Raw genomic sequence first — 19,548 nt, forward strand, 5'->3', positions numbered from 1 at the left:
GAGATATCTGAGGCCTCCATCGTGGTCTCCAACAACCGCAACGCACGCTGCCGAAACTCCGGCGAATACTGACGGGGCATTCTTCCAATCCTCCTATAGGGATCGGAACAAAACCTGGGGTACTTCAGCTGTGTTTGGTCGGGATCGCGCATTGTGTGGCGCATCGCTTCAGTGGCTGACAGATTGGGCGGTGGCGGGCCTTCAGTGGGCCGGTGTTTGGCGTCGTGGTGAACGTCTCGGCCGCTGCCGGGAGCGATGAGTCGTTGGGGTCCGGGGCTGGTGAGGTTGTCCTCGGTGAAGTAGCCGTTGTCGGCCAACACCAATTCGATCGTCTTTTCCAGAGCGTCCATCTGGGAGGTCGCCGCTGCCAAAGCTGGTGTCCAGCAATGCACATCGTTGGCGTCTTGGGATACGTGCACCCCGATCACGAGGTGGTCATCGGAGCACACGATCTGGCTGTTGTAGCCCTGGACCGACCCGCCGCCAGAGCCTTCGACCATCAACCGCGCCTCGGGGTCGGTCAGGTTGACCACCGGCCCGTTCGCCGGACCGCGCCGAGCCTGGTCACGGGCGCGACTGCGCGCTGCTGAACCCCGCCGGTCGACGACCCCCGCTGTCTGCTCCTGCTGGGCACGCTGCAGCCCGGCTTCTGCCTTTCTGATGGCCCTGCGAATAGCCGCGCGCTGCTGGGCTTGCGCGGTCCCACGCACGTGGAGCAGCGGGGCCAGACGCTGCTGTTCGCGGGCGATCCGGGCCTGACACAGGCGGACCTGATCGACCCCCGCCGGCGGTCGGTTCGGCACGTTCTCGCCGGCCTCGATGCGCTGCAGGTACTGCTCTTGACGGGCTGCGTCGCCAGCATCGGCCTCGGCATGCGCGGCGTCTTGACGCGCGATCTCCTCCATCGCCTTCTTGATTGCTGCCGCCCGCCCCGCCCGAGTGCCCAGCCCGGCCGGCGAGCGTTTGGCAGGCCCGGCGGCGGCTTCGGCGGCGTCCTCTTCGGCATCGACTTGCGCGGCGTCCTGGACTGCCTGCTCGGCGATACGGCGGGCTTGCTCAGCCACCCACTGCTGGGAACGGTTGGCTGATTTCGAGGCGTTGGCCGCGATCTTGGTGCCATCGATGGAGATGCTCCCGACCTGCACCAACCCGGCTTGCGCGCACAAGCGCAGCACCTGGGCGAACACATCGGTGAACACCTCGTCATGAGCTGCACGGAAGCGCGCGATCGTGGTGTGATCCGGTGGGTCCTGAGCACACAACACCCGATAGGCGACATGATCGGCGCACGATTGTTCGATGCGCCGCGACGACCGCTGTCCTGTCGCATAGGCGTAAATCATCAACGCCAACAACATGTCCGGGTCATAGCCGGCCCGCCCCACACCACCGGTGCGGCGGGCCGCGTGCAACGCCGAGGTATCCAGTTGCTCGACCACATCGAGGACAAACCACACCAGATGATCACCGGCCAGCCAGTCCGCCATGTTCGACGGCAACAGAAACTCCTGATCACGCACCAGCGGACGATACGAACGAGCCATACCCCATCGTTTCGCGATCACCCGCTAAGACAAAGGACCTCCACCGGCATTTCGCAACAGCCACTCAGCGCACGTTTTCACGCCCAAGCCGCTAGTTCTTGGGCTTCTTGCCCTCGGCGACCTCTTTGGGGTACTCGTCGTAGTACTCGACATAGCCCTCGTCGCGGCCGGACAGCACGTAGATCGGGTCCTCGATCGCCCCGGCGTCCTCGTCGCCCTCGCCGCTGCTGCCGCCGTAGCCCTCCTTGCGCAGGTCGACCTTCTGGCTCTTGAACGTCGAGGTGTGCGCCAACTCCTTGACCACGCGCACGAACAGCGGCACCGCGTACCCGGGCAGCTTGTCGTAGGCGGCCTTGGCCAGCGCCTTGCCGTCGAACTCCTGGCCCTCCTTGAGTTCGATCGCGGCCATGCCCGCCCGTCCGCCGGCGCCCTCGACCTCGACGCCGAACACCGTCGCCTCCTCGACCTGCGGGTCGGTGGAGATCGCCGCCTCGACCTCGGTGGTCGCGACGTTCTCGCCCTTCCACCGGAAGGTGTCGCCGAGGCGGTCGGCGAACGCGGCGTGGCCGAAGCCCTGCGAGCGCATCAAGTCGCCGGTGTTGAACCAGACATCGCCCTCCTTGAAGGCGTCGCGCACCAGCTTCTTCTCCGACTCCTTCTGGTCGGTGTAACCGTCGAAGGGCTGGAAGTTGCTGACCTTCGACAGCAGCAGACCCGGTTCCCCGTTGGGGACCTTCCTGACGCGGCCGTTCTCGTCGCGCACCGGGTCGCCGCTGTCGGGGTCGTACTGGACGAATGCCACCGGCGTCGGGCAGATACCTGTGGTCTTGTCGAGGTTGAAGAAGTTGACGAACGCGGTGTTGCCCTCGCTGGCCGCATAGAACTCGCAGACCCGGTCGATGCCGAAGCGTTCGGTGAAGTCGTCCCAGATCGCCGGGCGCAGGCCGTTACCGCCGATCACCCTCACCCGGTGCTTGCGGTCGGTGTCCTTGGCGGGCTGGTTGAGCAGGTAGGCGCAGATCTCGCCGATGTAGACGAACGCGGTCGCCTCGTGGCGGATCACGTCGTCCCAGAACTTCGACGCCGAGAACGACTTGCCCAGCGCCAGCGTCGCTCCCGAGTTCAGCACCGACGACAGTGCCACCGTCAGCGCGTTGTTGTGGTACAGGGGCAGGCAGCAGTACAGTGTGTCGCTGCTGGACAGGCGCATGCCCATCCCGCCGAAGCCGGCCAGCGCCCGCAGCCACCGGTAGTGCGTCATCACGCTGGCCTTCGGCATGCCGGTGGTGCCCGAGGTGAAGATGTAGAACGCCTTGTCCTTCGCGAGCACGGCGCTGGCGCTCGGCGGGTTCTCGGTCGGCGCGGTCTCGGCCAGCCGGTGGAACTCGTCGAGGGTCACCAATCCGTCGGTGTCCGCACCGCACTCCTTGATCGGGTCGACGAAGTCGGGATCGGCGATGACGACCTTGGCCGACAGCAGCCCGAGGCTGTGGGAAAGCACGTCGCCGCGCTGATGGTGGTTGAGCATTCCCGAGATGGCGCCGCACTTGACCGTGGCCAGCATGAGCAGCACCGACTCGGGCGAGTTGGGCAGCATGATGCCGACGACGTCACCGTGGCCGACGCCGCGGGCGGCGAGCACCGCGGCATAGCGGTTGACCGTCTCATTGGCCTCGCGGTAGGTGAGCTGCCGGTCTTCGAACTTGATGAACACCTTGTCGGCGTGACGTTCGGCGCGCTCCTGGAACACCTTGCCGATCGACGTCTTTCCCGACGGACGTGCCCCGAAGCCGGTGATCACCCCGCGCAATATGGTCGGCACATCCATGATCAGGCCCGGTACCTGAGCCGCGATGTCCAGCAGCCCGACGCTGCTGCGGGTACCCGGTTTGTCTTCGGTCATCTGTCCCCTCCGCTGTTCGTTTGTCGCAACACCATAGTGACCGCAGTCACCGGTCCGGCGCGCACGCCGCCATTGCCGCCTCGACGTCACCCACGACGACCAGCCGGTCCAGCGCACGCTGGGCGACGTAACCGCTGCCGACCAGCCCGTGCAACCAGGCCAGCAAGCCGTCGTAGTGCCCGATCGGGTCGAGCATCACCACCGGCTTGTCATGCATACCCAAATACCCCGCTGTCCAGGCTTCGAAGAACTCCTCGAGGGTTCCGATGCCGCCGGGAAGCGCGATGAACGCGTCGGCGCGGTCCTCCATGACCTGCTTGCGCTCCCGCATCGTGTCGGTGACGACGAGTTCGTCGGCGTCGACGTCGGCGACCTCCCGGTGCACCAGGGCCTTGGGGATGACGCCGATGGTGTGGCCGCCGCGGTCTCTGGCCGCGGTCGCCAGCGCGCCCATCGCCGAGACGTTGCCGCCGCCGGACACCAGGCTCCAGCCGCGCTCGGCGATCGCGACGCCCACCCGTTCGGCGAGCGCGAGGAGGTCGGGATGCGTCGGCCCCGACGCGCAGTAGACACACACCGCCCACTGGCGGTCGGTTTCGCCGGACACGACCACAACCTAGCCATAGACTCCGGCGGTGCCGATTGAGTGGGTCGTCTCGCCGCTTGAGCCGGCACTCTCGTCGATCGAAACGAGCCTGCGGGATCGCGCCGGGGCGGTGGTGCTCGGTGCGGCCGGGGTGGGTAAGACGACGCTGGCGCGCACGGCCGTCGAGCGGTTCGGCGCGGGGTTCGGCCGCGTCGACGTCATCACCGCCACCGCGTCGACGGCCGCGGTCCCGTTCGCCGCGGTGAGCCACCTGATCGACGTGCCCGACACCGGAAAGACCGCGGAGGTGTTGCGTTCGGCGCGGGAGTCGCTGGGCGACGGGCGGCTGCTGGTCGTGGACGACGCACACCTGCTCGACAGACTGTCCGCTGTGCTGGTCTACCAATTGGCGGTCAGCGGCACGGTGTCGCTGATCGTGACACTGACCGCGAACGGCGCTGTCGCACAGGAGGTTTCGGCGCTGTGGGACGACGGCCTGCTGGAGCGCATCGATCTGGAGCCGGCCGGTCACGACGACAGCAGGCTGGCCACGGTCATCGACGACTTCGTTGCGGCACTGCCCGCCAGGGCACACCGGGTGCTCGAGTGCCTGGCGGCCGACGATCCGCTGGCGCTCGACGAGATGGAGGCCCTCGCCGGCCGGGAGGCCGTCGACGAGGCGCAGGCGTCGGGCGCGGTGGTGCTGGACGGCGCGTGGGTGCGTCCGGCCCACCCGCTGTTCGTCGACGCGGTCCGCGACGCGCTCGGCGGACCCGACCTGCGCCGGCTACGCGGCGAACTCGTCGACCTGCTCACCGCCCGGCCGGCACGCGGGGTGGTTTCGCGGCTGCGGCTGGCGGTGCTCGCCCTCGACAGCGACAGCCCGCAGCCCCCCGCCGATCAGGTGTCCGCCGCCGAGGAGGCACTGCGGCTGGGCGACTTGGCGCTCAGCGAGCGGCTGGGCAGGGCGGCAGTGCAGCGCGCGCCCGCACTGCAGGCGCGGTTGGCGTTGGCGTACGCGCTGGCCTGGCAGGGCCGTGGCCGCGAGGCCGACGCGGTGCTCGACGCGGTGGACCCCGCCGCGCTGACCGAGACCGAGTTGATGGCGTGGGCGCTGCCCCGGGCGGCCAACCAGTTCTGGATGCTGTCCGAGCCGGAGCGGGCGACCGCGTTCCTGCGCGCGACCCGCAACCGGGTGTCCTCACCGACCGCGCAGACGACGCTCGACGCACTGTCGGCGACGTTCGCGATGAACGCGGGCAATCCGCGGCGCGCGAGGCAGATCGCCGATGAGGTGCTGGCGTCGCCGTCCGCCGACGACACCGCGATCGGCTGGGCCGCCGCGGCCGCGGCGCTGAGCTCGGCGCGGATGGGACGCTTCGCCGACGTCGACGCGCTGGCCGAGCGGGCGATCGTCGCCCCCGGATTGTTGCGTTTCACAAGCGGATTCGGCCAGACGACGGCGTTGGTAGCGGCCGGTGAACTGGACCGGGCCCAGGCGCTGGCCCAGCGACTCACCGATTTCGCGCAGCTACAGCAACCCGGCCGTGCGATCGGTGAGGTGTTGGTGGCCGATGTGCTGATCGCCAAGGGGCGGCTCGACGCGGCGGTGCGGCTGCTGCGCCACGCGGCCGCGGCGCTGGCGCCGACGGGATATTCGTGGGGCCCGCTGGCCTGGATGCTGCTGGCCCAGGCGCTCGGGCAGCAGGGCGCGACGGTGGACGCCGGAAAAGCGTTGGCGCGAGCGGAGTCCCGGCACGGGTTGAAGTCGATGCTCTTTGCTCCGGAGCTGGCGCTGGCTCGGGCGTGGACGTCATGGGCGCGTCGCGACGTGCACGGCGCGATCGACGCGGCCCGCGAGGCGGTGCGCAGCGCCGAGCGGGGCGGCCAGACCGCGGTCGCCCTGCGGGCGCTGCTCGAGGGTGTCCGGCTCGGCGATACGCGAGCGGTCGACGCCGTCGCCCGGTTGGGCGCCGAATGTGAGTGCGTAATGGGCCGATTGGCCTTGGAGCACGGTCGCGCGTTGGCCGGCCGCGACGCGCCCGCGCTGGCGGCGGTCGCCGAACGTTACGCCGCCGTCGGCTGGCACGGTGCGGCCGCCGACGCCGCGGCCCAGGGCGGGGACGGCCGCTGAAACTGGTGCGCGGCCGGGTGCGCCGGCGGACCTAGAATTTCTAGGCGTAGCAGCCGGAGGAGGTGCACATGAGCCAGCTGTTCGTGCAGACCGACGGGGTGCGGTCCTCCGCCACAGTGCACGACCGGGTCGCGACGCGCCTGTCGCAGGTGATCGGCGCCGCAGCACCCGCGTCGGCAGGCGTGCAGTCCAGTCACGGTCCGATCGCGGCGGCGGTGAGCACCGCGCTGACAACCGCGCTCGGCACCCGCCAGGGCGCCATGGAGACCACCGCGACCTCGGGCACCACCATCTCCGAGTTGCTGCAGAAGGCGGCTCGGATGTACGAGCAGGGCGACACGCAGAGCGCCGAGAAGCTGCGCGCGGCGGCCGAGGTCCTGCAACAGGGCGATGCGCCGGGATCCGGCGGCGCGGTTGGGTCCGCCGGCGGCGTGAGCGCCCCGGCCATGAGTCCGTCGACCGCGGCCGGGCCCGGGGCGGGGGCGGCCGGCGCCGGGATGGTCGGGCAGATGCTCGGCCAGGTCGGACAACAGGTCGGCCAGCTGGCCGGCATGGTGGCGCAGCCGCTCGCGGGCATCGCGCAAGGGCTGCAACAGGTTCCGCAGCAGATCATGCAGGCCGTCCAGGGCGGCGCGGACACCGACAAGGCGGCGTCGACCGGAAAGGGCGCATCGGACCGCACCAGGGAACGGGCAGACGACGACGCGGCGTCGACCGAGCCGAACAGCCGCATCGCCGAACCGGCGCCGGAGGAGCGGCCCGACGCCGGCGGGGCAGCCGCCGGCGGGGCAGCCGGCGGCCGGACGCCCGATCAACCCGCCGCGCCCGCGCGACCGCAGCCGGCGCAGACGCGTCCCCAGGTCGGCTGATCGCGGCGGATGCGATAACGCGCGGTTACAGGTTGCGGGCGACGTCCTCGTCGCCGTGGCGCGGCTGAGCCGGCGGTGTCACCGGTGCGCCGGAGCCCGCAGCGCCGGACGCGGTTCGTTCGTCGGCCCGTTGCAGGGGCCGGCGCTCCTCGCTGTCGTCCCGCTCCGACTCGCCTTGTTCGGGCTGGCGGACCTGATCGGGCGGCTCGGCCCGTAGTTGAGCGTCGTCGCGCGGTTGTTGACCCGGCGCACCCGCCGTCGCAGGCGCGGCCCCGCCGGCCGGCGGGGTCCCCTGCCCGCCCGGGGACTGCCCGCCCGCGCCCGCAGCGCCCTGCATCGCCTGCTGCATCATCGAGCCGAACATCCCGGTCTGCCCGCCGAGCGCCTGCATCGGCGCGCCGGCCTGCTGACCCATCTGTCCCGCCTGCTGGCCGAGCTGGCCGAGCATCCCGACGACCTGTCCCACCGACTGCGAGCCGGCGTCGTCGGAATTCTGGTACGCCGCCTGCGCGGCGCCCAGCTTGCCGGAGAAGGTGTTCTCCTTGGCCGACAGCGCCGCGACGTTGGTGGTCAGCTGGGCGGCCAGCGTGGGCAGCACCGCCGCGATGGTGGAGCTCATCGCGTCCGGCCCCGCGGGAAGCATTGGCACCTCGGGCAATTCGACCGATGCCGCGTTCCAGCTGATGCCTTCGGGCTTGCGCAACTCACCGGACATCGACCATCTCCCCTACCGTCACCAGTCGTCGTCCACGTCGTCTTCGGCCAGGTCGTATTCCAGCGGCGCTGGCACGGCAAGGCCCGGTGCGGTGCCGCCGCTGGCCCCGCGCTGCCCCATCATCGGCGCCATCCCGCCCATACCCGCGCCTGCGGCGACCGGAGCCACCCCACCGGCCGACCCGGCCGTCGCGCCCTCGGCAGGCGCGGTGCTGACCGCCTTGCTGCCGACCAGGTTGGCCATCTGCGGCGTCTGCAGCGGGGCCCCGCCGGACCCGGGCAGCGACGCGGCCCGCACCATCCCCGAGCCACCGCCCGCGCCCGAGCCGCCCGCCGCCGGATGGTTGGAGAACGAGGAGAACGGCAGACCGGCGGCGCCCAGCGAGTCCGCCTTGCCACCCTGGCCGAACATCGACGTCAGCTGCTGCAACGGCTGGGACAGCTGCTGCAGCTGCTGGCCCATCTGCTGAGGCAACTGCATCAGCGACTGGCCGATCTGCATCGGCAGCTGCGCGGCCATGGAGCCCATCTGGCTCATCATCTGCATTGCCTGGTCGGGACCCTGCGAGGTTTGTTTGGCGGCCTCTTCCCCGCTGTCCTGCGCTTCCTTCGCACCCGGGACCGGCGGGGCACCCATGAAGGGGACGCTGGGCGGCACGCCGAGCGTATTGGCCAGCTCGGTGGTATTCGCGGTCACGTTCGCGATGTTCTGCGAGAGCCCCATCTTGATTCGGCTCTGCACCAGCTCCTGGACGTTGCTGAACGGCATCGCCGCGAGCGCCTCGCACTCGTGCTGGACTTCCTGGGCGATGGTGTTGGCCAACATCTTGGTCTTGGCGACGGTGACCTCCATGGCGCGCAGCTTGGCCGCGATGGCGGCGGCCTGGGCGGCGTTGGCCTCGTGGCCGCCGATGATCGTGCTGGCCTCACCACCTGCAGCCAGCGCACCTGCGCCGTGCCAGACGTCGGACAGCTTCATCAGCTGACCCTGCTGCTGCGGCACCACCGTGCCGCTGATCTTGGCGGCGAGTTGTTCGTAGGACGCCGCCGCGGCGGCAAGGGCCTCTTCGTCGACGTTCGGCCAGCCCGGGCCGGTCACGGTCTGCCCACCGTACGGGCTGGAGTCCGGCTCGATTGCCATGACCCGACCCCCTTCCTGGGTGACACGGTCCAGCTACCGAATTTACCGGGTCCCCGGTGGCTGCTGATGCGCTGATTCCTGCAGGTATCCGCCGGACAGCCGGAGCCACCGATCGATCCCGAGCTCGTCGAGGAACCGTTCGTCGTGGCTGACCACGATGAGGGCGCCGCGGTAGGCGGTCAAAGCCGACTGCAGTTGGCCGACGCTGACCAGATCGAGATTGTTGGTCGGTTCGTCGAGCAGCAGGAGGTGGGGTGCCGGTTCGGCGTAGAGCACACAGGCCAGCGTCGCGCGCAACCGCTCGCCGCCGGAGAGGGCACTGACGGGTAGGTGAATTCGGCTGCCGCGAAACAGGAACCGGGCCAGCAGGTGCATGCGTCGCGTTGCGGTCAGGCTGGGGGCAAAGGCCGCCAGACATTCGGCCACGGTGCGCTGCGGATCCAGGAGGTCCAGGCGCTGCGACAGGTAGGCCACCCGCCCGTCGGCCCGCGCAACGGTACCGGCGTCGGGTCGCAGCCCACCGCCGATGATGCGCAGCAGGGTCGACTTGCCCGCGCCGTTGGGGCCGGTCAGCGCGATGCGCTCGGGGCCGCGCACGGAGAGGGCGACGTCGCCGAGCAGGACTCGTCGGCCGCGGCTGACACGGATGTTGCTCAGCGTCAAGATGTTTCGCCCGGCGGGCACGTCGGTATGGGGTAGGTCGAGCGCGAGGGTGTCGTCGTCGCGCAGCATTCGCTCCGCCTCGTCGAGACGCGCCCTGGCATCGTCGACACGGGCGGCGCTGACGTCGTCGAGGCGCCCGGCGGACTGCTGCGCGCGGCGCTTCATCGCGCCCGCGACGATCCTCGGCAGCCCGGCGTCCTTGACGGTGCGGGCCGCCGTGGCCGATCGCCGCGCGGCGCGTTCGCGGGCCAGTTGTCTGTCGCGCTTCTCGCGTTTGAGCCGCTGTTCGGCATTGCGGACGGCGTTTTCGGCGGCCTGTCGCGCCTCGTCGACCGCAGTGGTAAAGGAGGTGTAATTGCCTCCGTAGTAATGGATTTCGCCGTTGCGCAGCTCGGCGATCCGGTCCATCCGGTCCAGCAGCACCCGGTCGTGGCTGACCAGCAGCAGGCAGCCGGTGAACTCGTCTAAGGCGGCGTCGAGCCGGTGGCGCGCGTCGGCGCCGAGGTTGTTGGTCGGCTCGTCGAGCAGCAGGACGCCGGGCCGGCGCAACAGTTGGCCGGCCAACCCGATGGTGACGACCTCGCCGCCGGACAACGAGCCGAGCCGCCGGGTCAGCGCGACATGGTCGAGCCCGAGCCGGTCGAGTTGCGCGCGCGCACGTTCTTCGACGTCCCAGTCGTCGCCGATCGCGGTGAACACGGCGTCATCGGAGTGGCCGTCGGCCAGCGCGTCGAGCGCCTCGACGACGGGTGCGATGCCGAGGAGCTCCGACACGGTCTTCTCGGCGACGAACGGCAGCGACTGCGGCAGGTATCCGAGCGTGCCGTCGACGGTGATCGAACCGGCCGTCGGGGCGAGCTCACCGGCGATCAGCTTGAGCAGCGCGCTCTTTCCGGCTCCGTTGGAAGCGACGAGGCCGGTGCGACCGTCGCCGACGGACAAGGACAGGCCGGCGAACAGCGGGGTGCCGTCGGGCCAGGCGAACGACACGTGCGAACAGACAACAGAAGACATGTGAGGGATCTCTTCGTGGATACGCGGATGGGCTCGATCCGGTGAAACACCGGCGGCGTCATCGACTCACATGCCTTCAGCGTAGGGACCGCGTCAAGCGGTTAAGTACCGCCGCAGCGTCTCCGTCGCCGCGGTGATGGCCATCACCTCGACGCGTTCGTCCGCGCGATGGGCGAGGTTCGGGTCGCCGGGGCCGTAGTTGACCGCCGGAATCCCGAGCGCGGCGAATCGGGAGACGTCGGTCCAGCCGTACTTGGCCCGCACCTGCCCATCGGCGGCCTTCACCAGCGCGGCGGCGGCGGGCCTGGTCAATCCCGGCATGGCGCCGGCCGCCGCGTCGGTCAGTTCGATGTCCACGTCGAGGCCGTCGAGCACCTCGCGTACGTGCTGCAGTGCGTCATCGACGCTGCGGTCCGGGGCGAACCGGAAGTTGATTGTCGCCGACGCTGCGTCGGGGATGACGTTGCCGGCGATGCCGCCGTCGATGCGCACGGCCGAGAGCCCCTCGCGGTAGGTGCAGCCGTCGATGTCCACGCTGCGGGCCTGATACGACGACAGCCGGTCCAGTACCGCACCGAGCTTGTGAATCGCGTTGTCGCCCAACCAGGACCGCGCCGAGTGGGCGCGGGTGCCCGATGCGCTGACCACGACGCGAAGGGTGCCCTGGCAGCCGGCCTCGATGTAGCCGCCGGACGGCTCGCCGAGGATCGCGACGTCGGCCTGCAACCAGTCGGGCAGTTCCCGCTCGATGCGGCCGAGGCCGTTGGCGGACGCCTCGATCTCCTCGCAGTCGTACATCACCAGCGTGATGTCGTGCCTGGGCTCGGCGACGGTGGCGGCCAGATGCAGGAACACCGCGTCGCCGGATTTCATGTCCGACGTGCCGCAGCCGTGCAGTTCGCCATCGACGAGCCGGCTCGGCAGGTTGTCGGCGGCGGGCACCGTGTCGAGGTGGCCGGCGAGCAGCACTCGCGACGGCAGACCGAGGTTGGTCCTGGCCAGCACGGCGTCGGCGTTGCGGATCACCTCGAGAGCGGTCTGCCCGCGCAGCGCGGCTTCGACCTCATCGGCGATGCGCTTCTCCTGGCGCGACTCGCTGGGGATGTCCACCAGCGCAGCGGTCAGTGCGATCGGATCACCGTGCAAATCGAGGCCCACCCGGCCGACGTTAGTCTTAGCCGCGTGACTTCTGCTGTAGGTATAGGGCTGGCGACGATCGCCGCCGACGGATCGGTCCTCGACACCTGGTTCCCGGCGCCTGAACTCGGCGCGGACGGCCCGACGGGCACGGTCCGGCTGTCGGTGGCCGAGGTACCCGAGGAGCTGGGCGTGCTGACCGGGCGCGACGAGGACCGCGGCGTCGATGTGGTGGCGGTCCGGACGGTGATCTCCTCGCTCGATGACAAGGCCACCGACGCGTATGACGCCTATCTGCGGCTGCACCTGCTGTCGCATCGGCTGGTGGCGCCGCACGGCCTCAACGCCGACGGCTTCTTCGGCGTGCTGACCAACGTCGTCTGGACCAACCGCGGGCCGTGCTCGGTGGACGGCTTCGAGACGGTGCGGGCGCGGCTGCGCAAGCGCGGCCCGGTGACGGTCTACGGCGTCGACAAGTTCCCGCGCATGGTCGACTACGTGCTGCCCTCCGGCGTACGGGTGGCCGACGCGGACCGGGTGCGACTCGGAGCGCACCTCGCGTCGGGTACCACCGTCATGCACGAGGGCTTCGTCAACTTCAACGCGGGCACCCTGGGCAGCTCGATGGTGGAGGGCCGCATCTCGGCGGGCGTCGTCGTCGGCGACGGGTCCGATCTCGGCGGCGGCGCGTCGATCATGGGCACGCTGTCGGGCGGCGGCACGGAAGTGATCTCGGTGGGCAAGCGCTGCCTGCTGGGCGCCAATGCGGGACTGGGCATCTCGCTGGGCGACGACTGCGTGGTCGAGGCCGGTCTGTACGTCACCGCGGGCACCAAGGTGCAGACCGCGGACGGCCAGACGGTCAAGGCGCGCGAGCTGTCGGGGGCGAACAACCTGCTGTTCCGGCGCAATTCGCTGTCCGGAGCCGTCGAGGTGGTCAAGCGCGACGGCACGGGCATCACGCTGAACGAGGCGCTGCACCAGAACTGAGTTGGCGTTGTCGCGAGCGTGCGTGGTTTGCAGACGACACGCCGCGGCGGTTTCCTCACTTTGCGCACGCTCGCGAAGCGCCGGCGTGCTCAACCAGCCGCGGCGTTCGGCTTCAACGGCGGACACCGCCCGTCCGCGGCAGCCAGTTCGAAGTGCCAGATCTCGTTGGCGTAGATCTGGCACAGGCCGAACTTCGCGCCGTTGGCGATCAGCCACTTGTCGGCTTCGACCGGCGCGATGTCCACAGCTTGTCCGGTGACGTGTTTCGACCTCTCCGGTGTGGCGACGAATTCCCTTGCCGCTTGCACGCTTCCGTAGGTCTTCACGCCGTCGGCGAACAGCCGCTCCTGGAAACCCGTCGACCGCCATCCGGACGTGATGCGCATCTCGATGCCCTCGGCCTCGGCGCGACGGGCAGCATCCTGCACGGCCGTGAGCAGCGCAGGGTCGAGCCACTCCACGATGGGATGGTCCACGTCGAACGGGCTGAGCGTGCGCCCCTCGGGCAGCCAGCCGCCGACGGTGTCCTGCGCAGCCGGCCCGATGCGCAGCGGCTCCTGGCCGACGGCGGGGCTCGGCGGCGGTGGGGATCCGCTCGCACCACACGCGACAAATGCGCACGCCGACAGCGCGGCGAGCGTGCACAAGATGCTGAATTTCCGCGGCGTGTCGTGTGCGAACACGCACGCTCGCGACAGATGGCGGGTCAATCTTCGGCGGCCAGGATGCAGAATTCGTTGCCCTCCGGATCGGCGAGCACCACCCAGCTTTCGTCGCCCTGGCCGATGTCGACGCGCCGCGCGCCCAGACCGATCACGCGCTCGACCTCGGCGGCCTGATCGTCGGGCCGGAAGTCGAAGTGGATGCGGTTCTTGACGATCTTGTCGTCGGGCACCGCGAGGAACAGCCAATTCGGCCCCGCCCCGGGCGGTGCTTCGAGCACCACGTCGCCGTCGTCGTCGACGCTGTGTGGCCAGCCGAGCACGCTGGACCACCAACTTCCCAGCCTGGTGGCGTCGTGCGCATCGACGCAGATCTCGTCGAACTTGAGGCTCATCGCGCCAACTCCTTCTTCAGCACCTTGCCCATGGCGTTACGCGGCAGCCCATCCACCAGCCTCACCTCGCGCGGCCGTTTGTGCACCGAGAGTTCCTGTGCCACATACTCGATCAGCGCATCCGGATCGGCATCGCCGACCACGAACGCGACGATGCGCTGCCCCAGATCGTCGTCGGCGACGCCGACCACGGCAACTTCGCGCACCCCGGGATGGCCCAGCAGCGCCGTCTCGATCTCGCCCGCGCCGACCCGGAACCCGCCGGTCTTGATCAGGTCGACGGACTCCCTGCCGACGATCCGGTGCATACCGTCGCCGTCGATCACCGCGACGTCACCGGTGCGGTACCAGCCGTCGGCGTCGAACGCCTCGGCGGTCGCGTCCGGCCGGTTGAGGTACCCGTCGAACAGCGTGGCCCCCTGGATCTGCACGCGTCCGATGGTCTCGCCGTCGTGCGGCACGTCGCCGCCGTCCTCGCCGACCAGCCGGGTCTCGATGCCGCGCAGGGGCAGCCCCACCCAACCGGGTCGGCGCTCACCGTCGGCGCGCGTGCTGATCGTGATCAGCGACTCCGTCGAGCCGTATCGCTCGATCGGCGGGTGCCCGGTCAGTTCGGCCAGCCTGTCGAACACCGGCACCGGCAGCGCCGCGCTGCCCGACACCAGCAGCCGGGCCTGCGCCAGCGCCGACGCGGCCGTCCGGTCGTCGACCACCCTCGACCACACCGTCGGCACCCCGAAGTACAGCGACCCGCCGGCCGCCGCGTAGGCCTCCGGCGTCGGTTTTCCGGTGTGCACGAAGCGGTTTCCCACCCGCAGCGATCCCAGCAGCCCGAGCACCAGGCCGTGCACGTGATACAGCGGCAGGCCGTGCACCAGGGTGTCGTCGGGTGTCCACTGCCAAGCCTCGGCGAGGGCGTCGATGTCGGCGGCGATCGCGCGCCGGCTCACCACAACGCCCTTCGGCGGCCCGGTGGTGCCGGAGGTGTAGATGATCAGGGCGGTCGACTCGGCGGGTGGCTCGGCGTAGCGGTGCCACGAGCGGGCGTGCAGTCGTACCGGCACGTGCTGCAGGCCGCCGGTGTCGTCGGGCTTGTCCCCGAGCCAGGCCTGCGCCCGGGAGTCGGTCAGGATGTGCCTGCGCTCTGCGGCGCCGACATCCGCGGGCACCGGCACCACCGGCACCCCGGCGATCAGGCAGCCCGTCACCGCGAGCACGGTCGTCGCGGTCGGGGTGGCCAGCACCGCGACCCGGTGTGCCCCGGCCACGCGTTCGGCGACCGACGTCGCGGCGCCGACGAGATCGCTGCGGCTCAACGTCGCGCCGTCGATGCGGACCGCGTCGGCGATGTCGGCGCCGCCGGCGACCGCGGCGGGGTTCAGCGAAGCCAGCAGCATAACCAGCGAGATTACCCACATCCGGCTCGGCGATACTGGGCGCGTGAATCACATCCAGCGGCTGGCGTCGCGTGAGGTCTACCGGAACAACTGGATGACGCTGCGTGAGGACGACATCCGCCGCCCCGACGGCAGTGACGGCGTCTACGCGGTGGTCGACAAGCCCGACTATGCGCTGGTGATCGCGCGTGACGGCGACCGGATCCGGCTGGTCGAGCAGTTCCGCTACCCGCTGGGCCTGCGGCGCTGGGAGTTCCCCCAGGGCACCGCGCCCCAGCGGGAACACCTCGAACCGGTCGACCTCGCCGCGCGTGAACTGCGTGAGGAGACCGGGCTGCGCGCGGCCGACTACGTCGCGCTCGGCCAACTCGACGTCGCGCCCGGGATGAGCAGCCAGCGCGGCTGGGTGTTTCTGGCGACCGGCCTCACCGAAGGCGACCACGACCGTGAGCACGAAGAGCAGGACATGCACAGCGAGTGGTTCACCCGCGAACAGGTCGAGGAGATGATGCGCGCCGGGGAGATCACCGACGCGCAGTCGATCGCCGCGTGGGCGCTGCTGTTGCTCTACGAACGCCGACCCCGCGATGAGGTTTGAACCCCGTAACGGTCTACACCGTTGTAACCACTACAGAAGCGGATGCGCTAGAGAGGGGTGACACGATGACCGCGGTGTACGGGATGATGGCGATGATGCCCGTCCTGTTCGCCAGCGCCGGCTACGTCCTCGTGTCCTCCGACGGAGAGCACCGGGGACGAGGTTCACATGACTGACGAGGCTGCCATCCGCGAGCTGATCGTCAATTGGGCTGACGCGGTGCACGCCGGCGATATGACTTCGGTTCTGGCCGAACATGATCGAGACATCGTGATGTTCGACGTGCCGCCGCCGCACCGCGGCAACCGGGGCACCGATGAGTACCGCGAGTCGTGGCCGCCGTTCTTCGAATGGCAGCGCCAGGGCGCGGTGTTCGAGATCGTCGAGCTTGAGGTGACGGCGGGCTCCGACGTCGCGTTCGCGTGGGCGTTGCTGCGCTGCGGCAAGCCTGACGATCTGGCGGCCGACCCGGAGAACCGGCTGCGCCTGACGATCGGACTGCGCAAGCGCAACGGTCGCTGGGTCGTGACCCACGAACACCATTCGTTCGCCGATACCAACCCGTGACCGTCTTGTAGCCGCGGGCAGGCCGTGTCGCGGCGCTTACTGACGACGCAGGCAATTAATGTGCGATCCATGTCTGCCCGTCGGCTCCGGCACGCCCTGCTCGGCGTGTGTTGCGCTGCCGCCGCGGCCCTTTCGGCCTCACCGTCGGCGGGTGCGGCGGACCCGGGATGGAACGGGCGCTACCAGATCATCACCTACGCGTCGAACAAGATGGGCACCAGTGTGGCCGCCGCCCAGCCCGAACCCGACTTCGGCGCGCAGTACACCCTGGCCACCGACTGCACGAGCGGACTGTGCGTCGCCACCGTCGTCGACGGGCCCGCGCCCAGCAATCCCACCATCCCGCAACCGATCCGCTACACCTGGGACGGGTCGCGGTGGCAGTACTCCTACAACTGGCAGTGGGAGTGCTTCCGCGGCGACGGACTGCCCCGCGAGTACGCACCGGCGCGGTCGCGCGTGTTCTACGCACCCGACATCGACGGCACGCTGTTCGGCACGTGGCACACCGACATTCTGTCCGGACCGTGCCGCGGAACGGTGACAATGCCCGTCGGGGCGCGTCCCGTCTAGGGCCTGCGTTCGGCGAGCGCCCGCAGGAAGAAGGTCAGGTTGGCGGGCCGCTCCGCGAGCCTGCGCACGAAGTAGCCGTACCACTGCGTGCCGAACGGCACGTACACCCGCACGTGGTTGCCCGACTCGGCCAGCCTGCGCTGCTCGGCGTCCCGGATGCCGTAGAGCATCTGATACTCGAAATCGTCGCGTCCGCGGTCGTGCCGGCGGGCGATCGCGGGGACGGCCGCGAGGATGTCCGGATCGTGCGAGGCCACCATCGGGTAGCCGTCAGCGGCCATCAGCACTCGAAGGCAGCGCAGGTACGAGTCGGTCACGTCGTCGCGGTCGCGGTACGCCACCGACGGCGGTTCGTCGTAAGCGCCCTTGCACAACCGGATTCGCGCACCAGATGCCGCGAAGTCCCTGCAGTCGGCTTCCGTTCGCCGCAGATAGGCCTGCAGGACCGTGCCCAGCCAGGCGAACTCGGTGCGCAGATCCCGCACGATCGACAGCGTCGAATCCGTGGTGGTGTGGTCCTCGGCGTCCACCGTCACCCACACGCCGGCCCGCTGCGCGCGGCCGCAGATGGCGTGTGCGTTCTCCAGGGCGATCTTCTGCCCGTCGCGCGGCAGCGCCTGGCCCAGCGCCGAGAGCTTCAGCGACACCTCCAGCGGGCGCACAGCGGCCGCGGGTTCATCGCGGCGAGCCAGCGCGTCGAGGAGGTCGACATACGCGTCGACGGTCTGAGTGGCCGTCTCGGTGTCGGTGACGTCCTCGCCGAGGTAATCGATCGACACCAGGCGATCGGAATGACGCAGTGCAGCAACGGATTCGAGGGCGTCACCTACGGTTTCACCGGGCACGAACCGGTGCACGACCTCCCGGGTCACGGGCAGCCGTTCGAGCGCCCGGCGCAGGCCGTCGCGTCTGCTTGCGGCCAGGATGGCCGGGCGCGCCACCCGGTCGAAGGCCCCCACGTCACGCCTCCATGTGCGGGTAGGTGTGGTCGGTCGACGGGACGAACGTCTCCTTGATCGACCGGGCCGACGTCCACCGCAACAAGTTCAGCGCCGAGCCGGCCTTGTCGTTGGTGCCCGACGCCCGCGAGCCGCCGAAAGGCTGCTGTCCGACGACGGCGCCGGTGGGTTTGTCGTTGACGTAGAAGTTGCCCGCGGTGTGGCGCAGCCGCCGCTGTGCCCGCAGCACCGCCGCACGGTCGTCGGCGATCACCGCGCCGGTCAGCGCGTACGCGGCGCCGCCGTCGACGACGTCGAGGATGCGGTCGTAGTCGTCATCGGGATAGACGTGCACCGCGAGGATCGGCCCGAAGTATTCGGTGCGGAACGCCTCGTCCGTCGGATCGTCGGACAGCAGCACGGTCGGCCGAACGAAATAGCCCTCGCTGTCGTCGTATTCACCGCCCACCGCGATCGTCACGTGCGAGGCGCTCTTCGCCCGCTCGATGGCCGTGACGTTCTTCGCGAACGCCCGCTCGTCGATCAGGGCGCCGCCGAAGTTGGTGAGGTCGGCGACGTCGCCGTACTTGAGTTCCTCGGTGGCCGAGAGGAACTCGTCGCCCATGCGGTGCCACACCGAACGCGGGATGAAGGCCCGAGATGCCGCCGAGCACTTCTGGCCCTGGTAGTCGAACGCCCCGCGGATCAGCGCCGTGCGCAACACATCCGGACGCGCGCTGGTGTGCGCCACCACGAAATCCTTGCCGCCGGTCTCGCCGACGAGTCGCGGATAGGTGCGGTACCGGTCGATGTGGGTGCCGACCTCGCGCCACAGGTACTGAAATGTCGTCGTCGACCCCGTGAAGTGAATTCCGCCCAGGCGCGGATCGGCAAGTGCGACATCCGATACCGCCAACCCGTCGCCGGTCAGCATGTTGATCACGCCCGGCGGCAGACCCGCCGCTTCCAGCAGCTGCATGGTCAGATGCGCGGCGAACGTCTGCGTCGGCGACGGCTTCCAGAGCACTGTGTTGCCCATCAGCGCCGGCGCGGTGGGCAGGTTGGCCGCGATCGCGGTGAAGTTGAACGGGGTGATGGCGTAGACGAACCCCTCGAGCGGCCGGTAGTCGGCCCGGTTCCAGACGCCGGGAACGCTGATCGGCTGCTGCGCCAGGATCTGACGGGCGAAACCGACGTTGAACCGCCAGAAGTCGATGAGCTCACACGCCGCGTCGATCTCTGCCTGGTACGCCGACTTGGACTGGCCGAGCATGGTGGCCGCGCACAGCTTCTCCCGCCACGGCCCGGCGAGCAGGTCGGCGGCGCGCAGGAAGACCGCGGCGCGCTCGTCGAACGGGGTGTTCTCCCAGTCGGCTTTGGCGGCCGTCGCGGCCTCGATGGCGGCCGAGGCGTCTTCGTGCGTGGCGGTGGTGAAGGTGCCCAGCCGCACGGAGTGACGGTGCGGCTGGACCACCCCGACGGGATCCCCGTCGCCCATCCGGTGCCGGCCTCCGATGACGTGCGGCAGGTCGGTTGCCTCGACGGATCGCAGTGCTTCGGTGAGCCGGGCGCGTTCACCCGACCCACGCGCGTAATCGTGGACCGGCTCATTGGCCGGGAGCGGTACCGCGGTGATGGCGTCCATGCAGCAAGGATGCCGTTTCGCGACCCACCGACCGATGGCCGATCCGACAAGCTCACGGGCAACCTATAGTCGAATCAG

General features: G+C 69.8%; 18 protein-coding genes. 6 read left to right on the plus strand and 12 right to left on the minus strand.

What is annotated here, in order from left to right; all coding sequences use genetic code 11:
• The 3 genes from ABGB19_RS05060 to ABGB19_RS05070 all read right to left on the minus strand — a co-directional run.
• Positions 1 to 1,520 (minus strand): transposase (locus ABGB19_RS05060; protein ID WP_347684765.1); only part of this gene is annotated, 1,520 nt, incomplete at its 3' end.
• Positions 1,521 to 1,635: 115 nt separating this feature from the next.
• Positions 1,636 to 3,447 (minus strand): long-chain-acyl-CoA synthetase FadD6, encoded by a 1,812-nt coding sequence (fadD6, locus tag ABGB19_RS05065; protein WP_347684767.1) that lies wholly within the window; start codon positions 3,445 to 3,447, stop codon positions 1,636 to 1,638.
• A 46-nt stretch (positions 3,448 to 3,493) separates the two neighbouring features.
• Positions 3,494 to 4,054: a TIGR00730 family Rossman fold protein gene (locus ABGB19_RS05070; RefSeq protein WP_347684769.1), complete on the minus strand. Its 561-nt coding sequence runs from the start codon at positions 4,052 to 4,054 to the stop codon at positions 3,494 to 3,496.
• Positions 4,055 to 4,082: 28 nt separating this feature from the next.
• Here ABGB19_RS05070 and ABGB19_RS05075 point away from each other — a divergent pair, with 28 nt between their 5' ends.
• Positions 4,083 to 6,167, plus strand: a complete 2,085-nt coding sequence (locus ABGB19_RS05075) for an ATP-binding protein (protein ID WP_347684771.1) — start codon at positions 4,083 to 4,085, stop codon at positions 6,165 to 6,167.
• 68 nt (positions 6,168 to 6,235) lie between these two features.
• Positions 6,236 to 7,036 (plus strand): ESX-1 secretion-associated protein, encoded by an 801-nt coding sequence (locus tag ABGB19_RS05080; RefSeq protein WP_347684773.1) that lies wholly within the window; start codon positions 6,236 to 6,238, stop codon positions 7,034 to 7,036.
• 25 nt (positions 7,037 to 7,061) lie between these two features.
• Here the strand turns inward: ABGB19_RS05080 and ABGB19_RS05085 are convergent, their stop codons facing one another.
• The 4 genes from ABGB19_RS05085 to dapE all read right to left on the minus strand — a co-directional run bounded on the left by ABGB19_RS05085 (position 7,062) and on the right by dapE (position 11,726).
• A complete protein-coding gene (locus ABGB19_RS05085; protein ID WP_347684775.1) occupies positions 7,062 to 7,751 on the minus strand; it encodes a hypothetical protein in 690 nt (229 codons plus the stop codon).
• Positions 7,752 to 7,769: 18 nt separating this feature from the next.
• On the minus strand, positions 7,770 to 8,891 hold the full coding sequence (locus ABGB19_RS05090; RefSeq protein ID WP_347684777.1) for a hypothetical protein: 1,122 nt from the start codon (positions 8,889 to 8,891) through the stop codon (positions 7,770 to 7,772).
• A gap of 42 nt (positions 8,892 to 8,933) precedes the next feature.
• The gene (locus ABGB19_RS05095; RefSeq protein WP_347684779.1) at positions 8,934 to 10,568 is read right to left on the minus strand and encodes an ABC-F family ATP-binding cassette domain-containing protein; all 1,635 of its coding nucleotides are present in this window, start codon (positions 10,566 to 10,568) and stop codon (positions 8,934 to 8,936) included.
• Positions 10,569 to 10,661: 93 nt separating this feature from the next.
• Positions 10,662 to 11,726 (minus strand): succinyl-diaminopimelate desuccinylase, encoded by a 1,065-nt coding sequence (dapE, locus tag ABGB19_RS05100; RefSeq protein ID WP_347684781.1) that lies wholly within the window; start codon positions 11,724 to 11,726, stop codon positions 10,662 to 10,664.
• On the opposite strand from dapE, the gene dapD reads away from it, so the two are divergent.
• On the plus strand, positions 11,715 to 12,695 hold the full coding sequence (dapD, locus tag ABGB19_RS05105) for a 2,3,4,5-tetrahydropyridine-2,6-dicarboxylate N-succinyltransferase (RefSeq protein WP_347685626.1): 981 nt from the start codon (positions 11,715 to 11,717) through the stop codon (positions 12,693 to 12,695). The genes dapE and dapD overlap by 12 nt on opposite strands.
• An 89-nt stretch (positions 12,696 to 12,784) precedes the next feature.
• Here dapD and ABGB19_RS05110 read toward each other — a convergent pair whose 3' ends face one another.
• Genes ABGB19_RS05110 through ABGB19_RS05120 form a run of 3 tightly spaced genes read right to left on the minus strand, consistent with a single transcriptional unit; the run spans position 12,785 to position 15,149 of the window.
• Positions 12,785 to 13,342 (minus strand): M15 family metallopeptidase, encoded by a 558-nt coding sequence (locus tag ABGB19_RS05110; protein WP_347684783.1) that lies wholly within the window; start codon positions 13,340 to 13,342, stop codon positions 12,785 to 12,787.
• A 59-nt stretch (positions 13,343 to 13,401) separates the two neighbouring features.
• Entirely contained in the window at positions 13,402 to 13,752 is a 351-nt protein-coding gene (locus ABGB19_RS05115; protein WP_347684785.1) for a VOC family protein, read from the minus strand.
• On the minus strand, positions 13,749 to 15,149 hold the full coding sequence (locus tag ABGB19_RS05120; protein WP_347684787.1) for an acyl-CoA synthetase: 1,401 nt from the start codon (positions 15,147 to 15,149) through the stop codon (positions 13,749 to 13,751). The genes ABGB19_RS05115 and ABGB19_RS05120 overlap by 4 nt, the downstream gene beginning before the upstream one ends.
• Positions 15,150 to 15,192: 43 nt before the next feature.
• Between ABGB19_RS05120 and ABGB19_RS05125 the strand changes: the two genes are divergently transcribed.
• The 3 genes from ABGB19_RS05125 (at position 15,193) to ABGB19_RS05135 (ending at position 16,887) form a co-directional block, all read left to right on the plus strand.
• Positions 15,193 to 15,747 carry an NUDIX hydrolase gene (locus ABGB19_RS05125; RefSeq protein ID WP_347684789.1) on the plus strand — a complete coding sequence of 185 codons (555 nt, stop codon included), beginning with the start codon at positions 15,193 to 15,195 and terminating at the stop codon, positions 15,745 to 15,747.
• Positions 15,748 to 15,915: 168 nt separating this feature from the next.
• The gene (locus ABGB19_RS05130; RefSeq protein ID WP_347684791.1) at positions 15,916 to 16,314 is read left to right on the plus strand and encodes an SgcJ/EcaC family oxidoreductase; all 399 of its coding nucleotides are present in this window, start codon (positions 15,916 to 15,918) and stop codon (positions 16,312 to 16,314) included.
• Between the two features lie 69 nt (positions 16,315 to 16,383).
• Positions 16,384 to 16,887 carry a hypothetical protein gene (locus ABGB19_RS05135; protein WP_347684793.1) on the plus strand — a complete coding sequence of 168 codons (504 nt, stop codon included), beginning with the start codon at positions 16,384 to 16,386 and terminating at the stop codon, positions 16,885 to 16,887.
• On the opposite strand, the gene ABGB19_RS05140 is transcribed toward ABGB19_RS05135, so the two are convergent.
• Entirely contained in the window at positions 16,884 to 17,846 is a 963-nt protein-coding gene (locus tag ABGB19_RS05140; RefSeq protein ID WP_347684795.1) for a proline dehydrogenase family protein, read from the minus strand. The genes ABGB19_RS05135 and ABGB19_RS05140 overlap by 4 nt on opposite strands.
• Position 17,847: 1 nt before the next feature.
• A complete protein-coding gene (gene pruA / locus ABGB19_RS05145; RefSeq protein WP_347684797.1) occupies positions 17,848 to 19,470 on the minus strand; it encodes an L-glutamate gamma-semialdehyde dehydrogenase in 1,623 nt (540 codons plus the stop codon).
• Between the last annotated feature and the right edge of the window lie 78 nt (positions 19,471 to 19,548).

Origin of the sequence: Mycobacterium sp. B14F4 (assembly GCF_039871645.1) — a bacterium.
GTDB lineage: Bacteria > Actinomycetota > Actinomycetes > Mycobacteriales > Mycobacteriaceae > Mycobacterium.

What these genes read in the sequence shown, in the direction of transcription:
- fadD6 (WP_347684767.1), bottom strand. Translation starts at nt 3,447, where the DNA reads ATGACCGAAGACAAACCGGGTACCCGCAGCAGCGTCGGGCTGCTGGAC.
- ABGB19_RS05080 (WP_347684773.1), top strand. Translation starts at nt 6,236, where the DNA reads ATGAGCCAGCTGTTCGTGCAGACCGACGGGGTGCGGTCCTCCGCCACA.
- ABGB19_RS05085 (WP_347684775.1), bottom strand. Translation starts at nt 7,751, where the DNA reads ATGTCCGGTGAGTTGCGCAAGCCCGAAGGCATCAGCTGGAACGCGGCA.
- ABGB19_RS05090 (WP_347684777.1), bottom strand. Translation starts at nt 8,891, where the DNA reads ATGGCAATCGAGCCGGACTCCAGCCCGTACGGTGGGCAGACCGTGACC.
- ABGB19_RS05095 (WP_347684779.1), bottom strand. Translation starts at nt 10,568, where the DNA reads ATGTCTTCTGTTGTCTGTTCGCACGTGTCGTTCGCCTGGCCCGACGGC.
- ABGB19_RS05115 (WP_347684785.1), bottom strand. Translation starts at nt 13,752, where the DNA reads ATGAGCCTCAAGTTCGACGAGATCTGCGTCGATGCGCACGACGCCACC.
- ABGB19_RS05120 (WP_347684787.1), bottom strand. Translation starts at nt 15,149, where the DNA reads ATGCTGCTGGCTTCGCTGAACCCCGCCGCGGTCGCCGGCGGCGCCGAC.
- ABGB19_RS05130 (WP_347684791.1), top strand. Translation starts at nt 15,916, where the DNA reads ATGACTGACGAGGCTGCCATCCGCGAGCTGATCGTCAATTGGGCTGAC.
- ABGB19_RS05135 (WP_347684793.1), top strand. Translation starts at nt 16,384, where the DNA reads ATGTCTGCCCGTCGGCTCCGGCACGCCCTGCTCGGCGTGTGTTGCGCT.
- pruA (WP_347684797.1), bottom strand. Translation starts at nt 19,470, where the DNA reads ATGGACGCCATCACCGCGGTACCGCTCCCGGCCAATGAGCCGGTCCAC.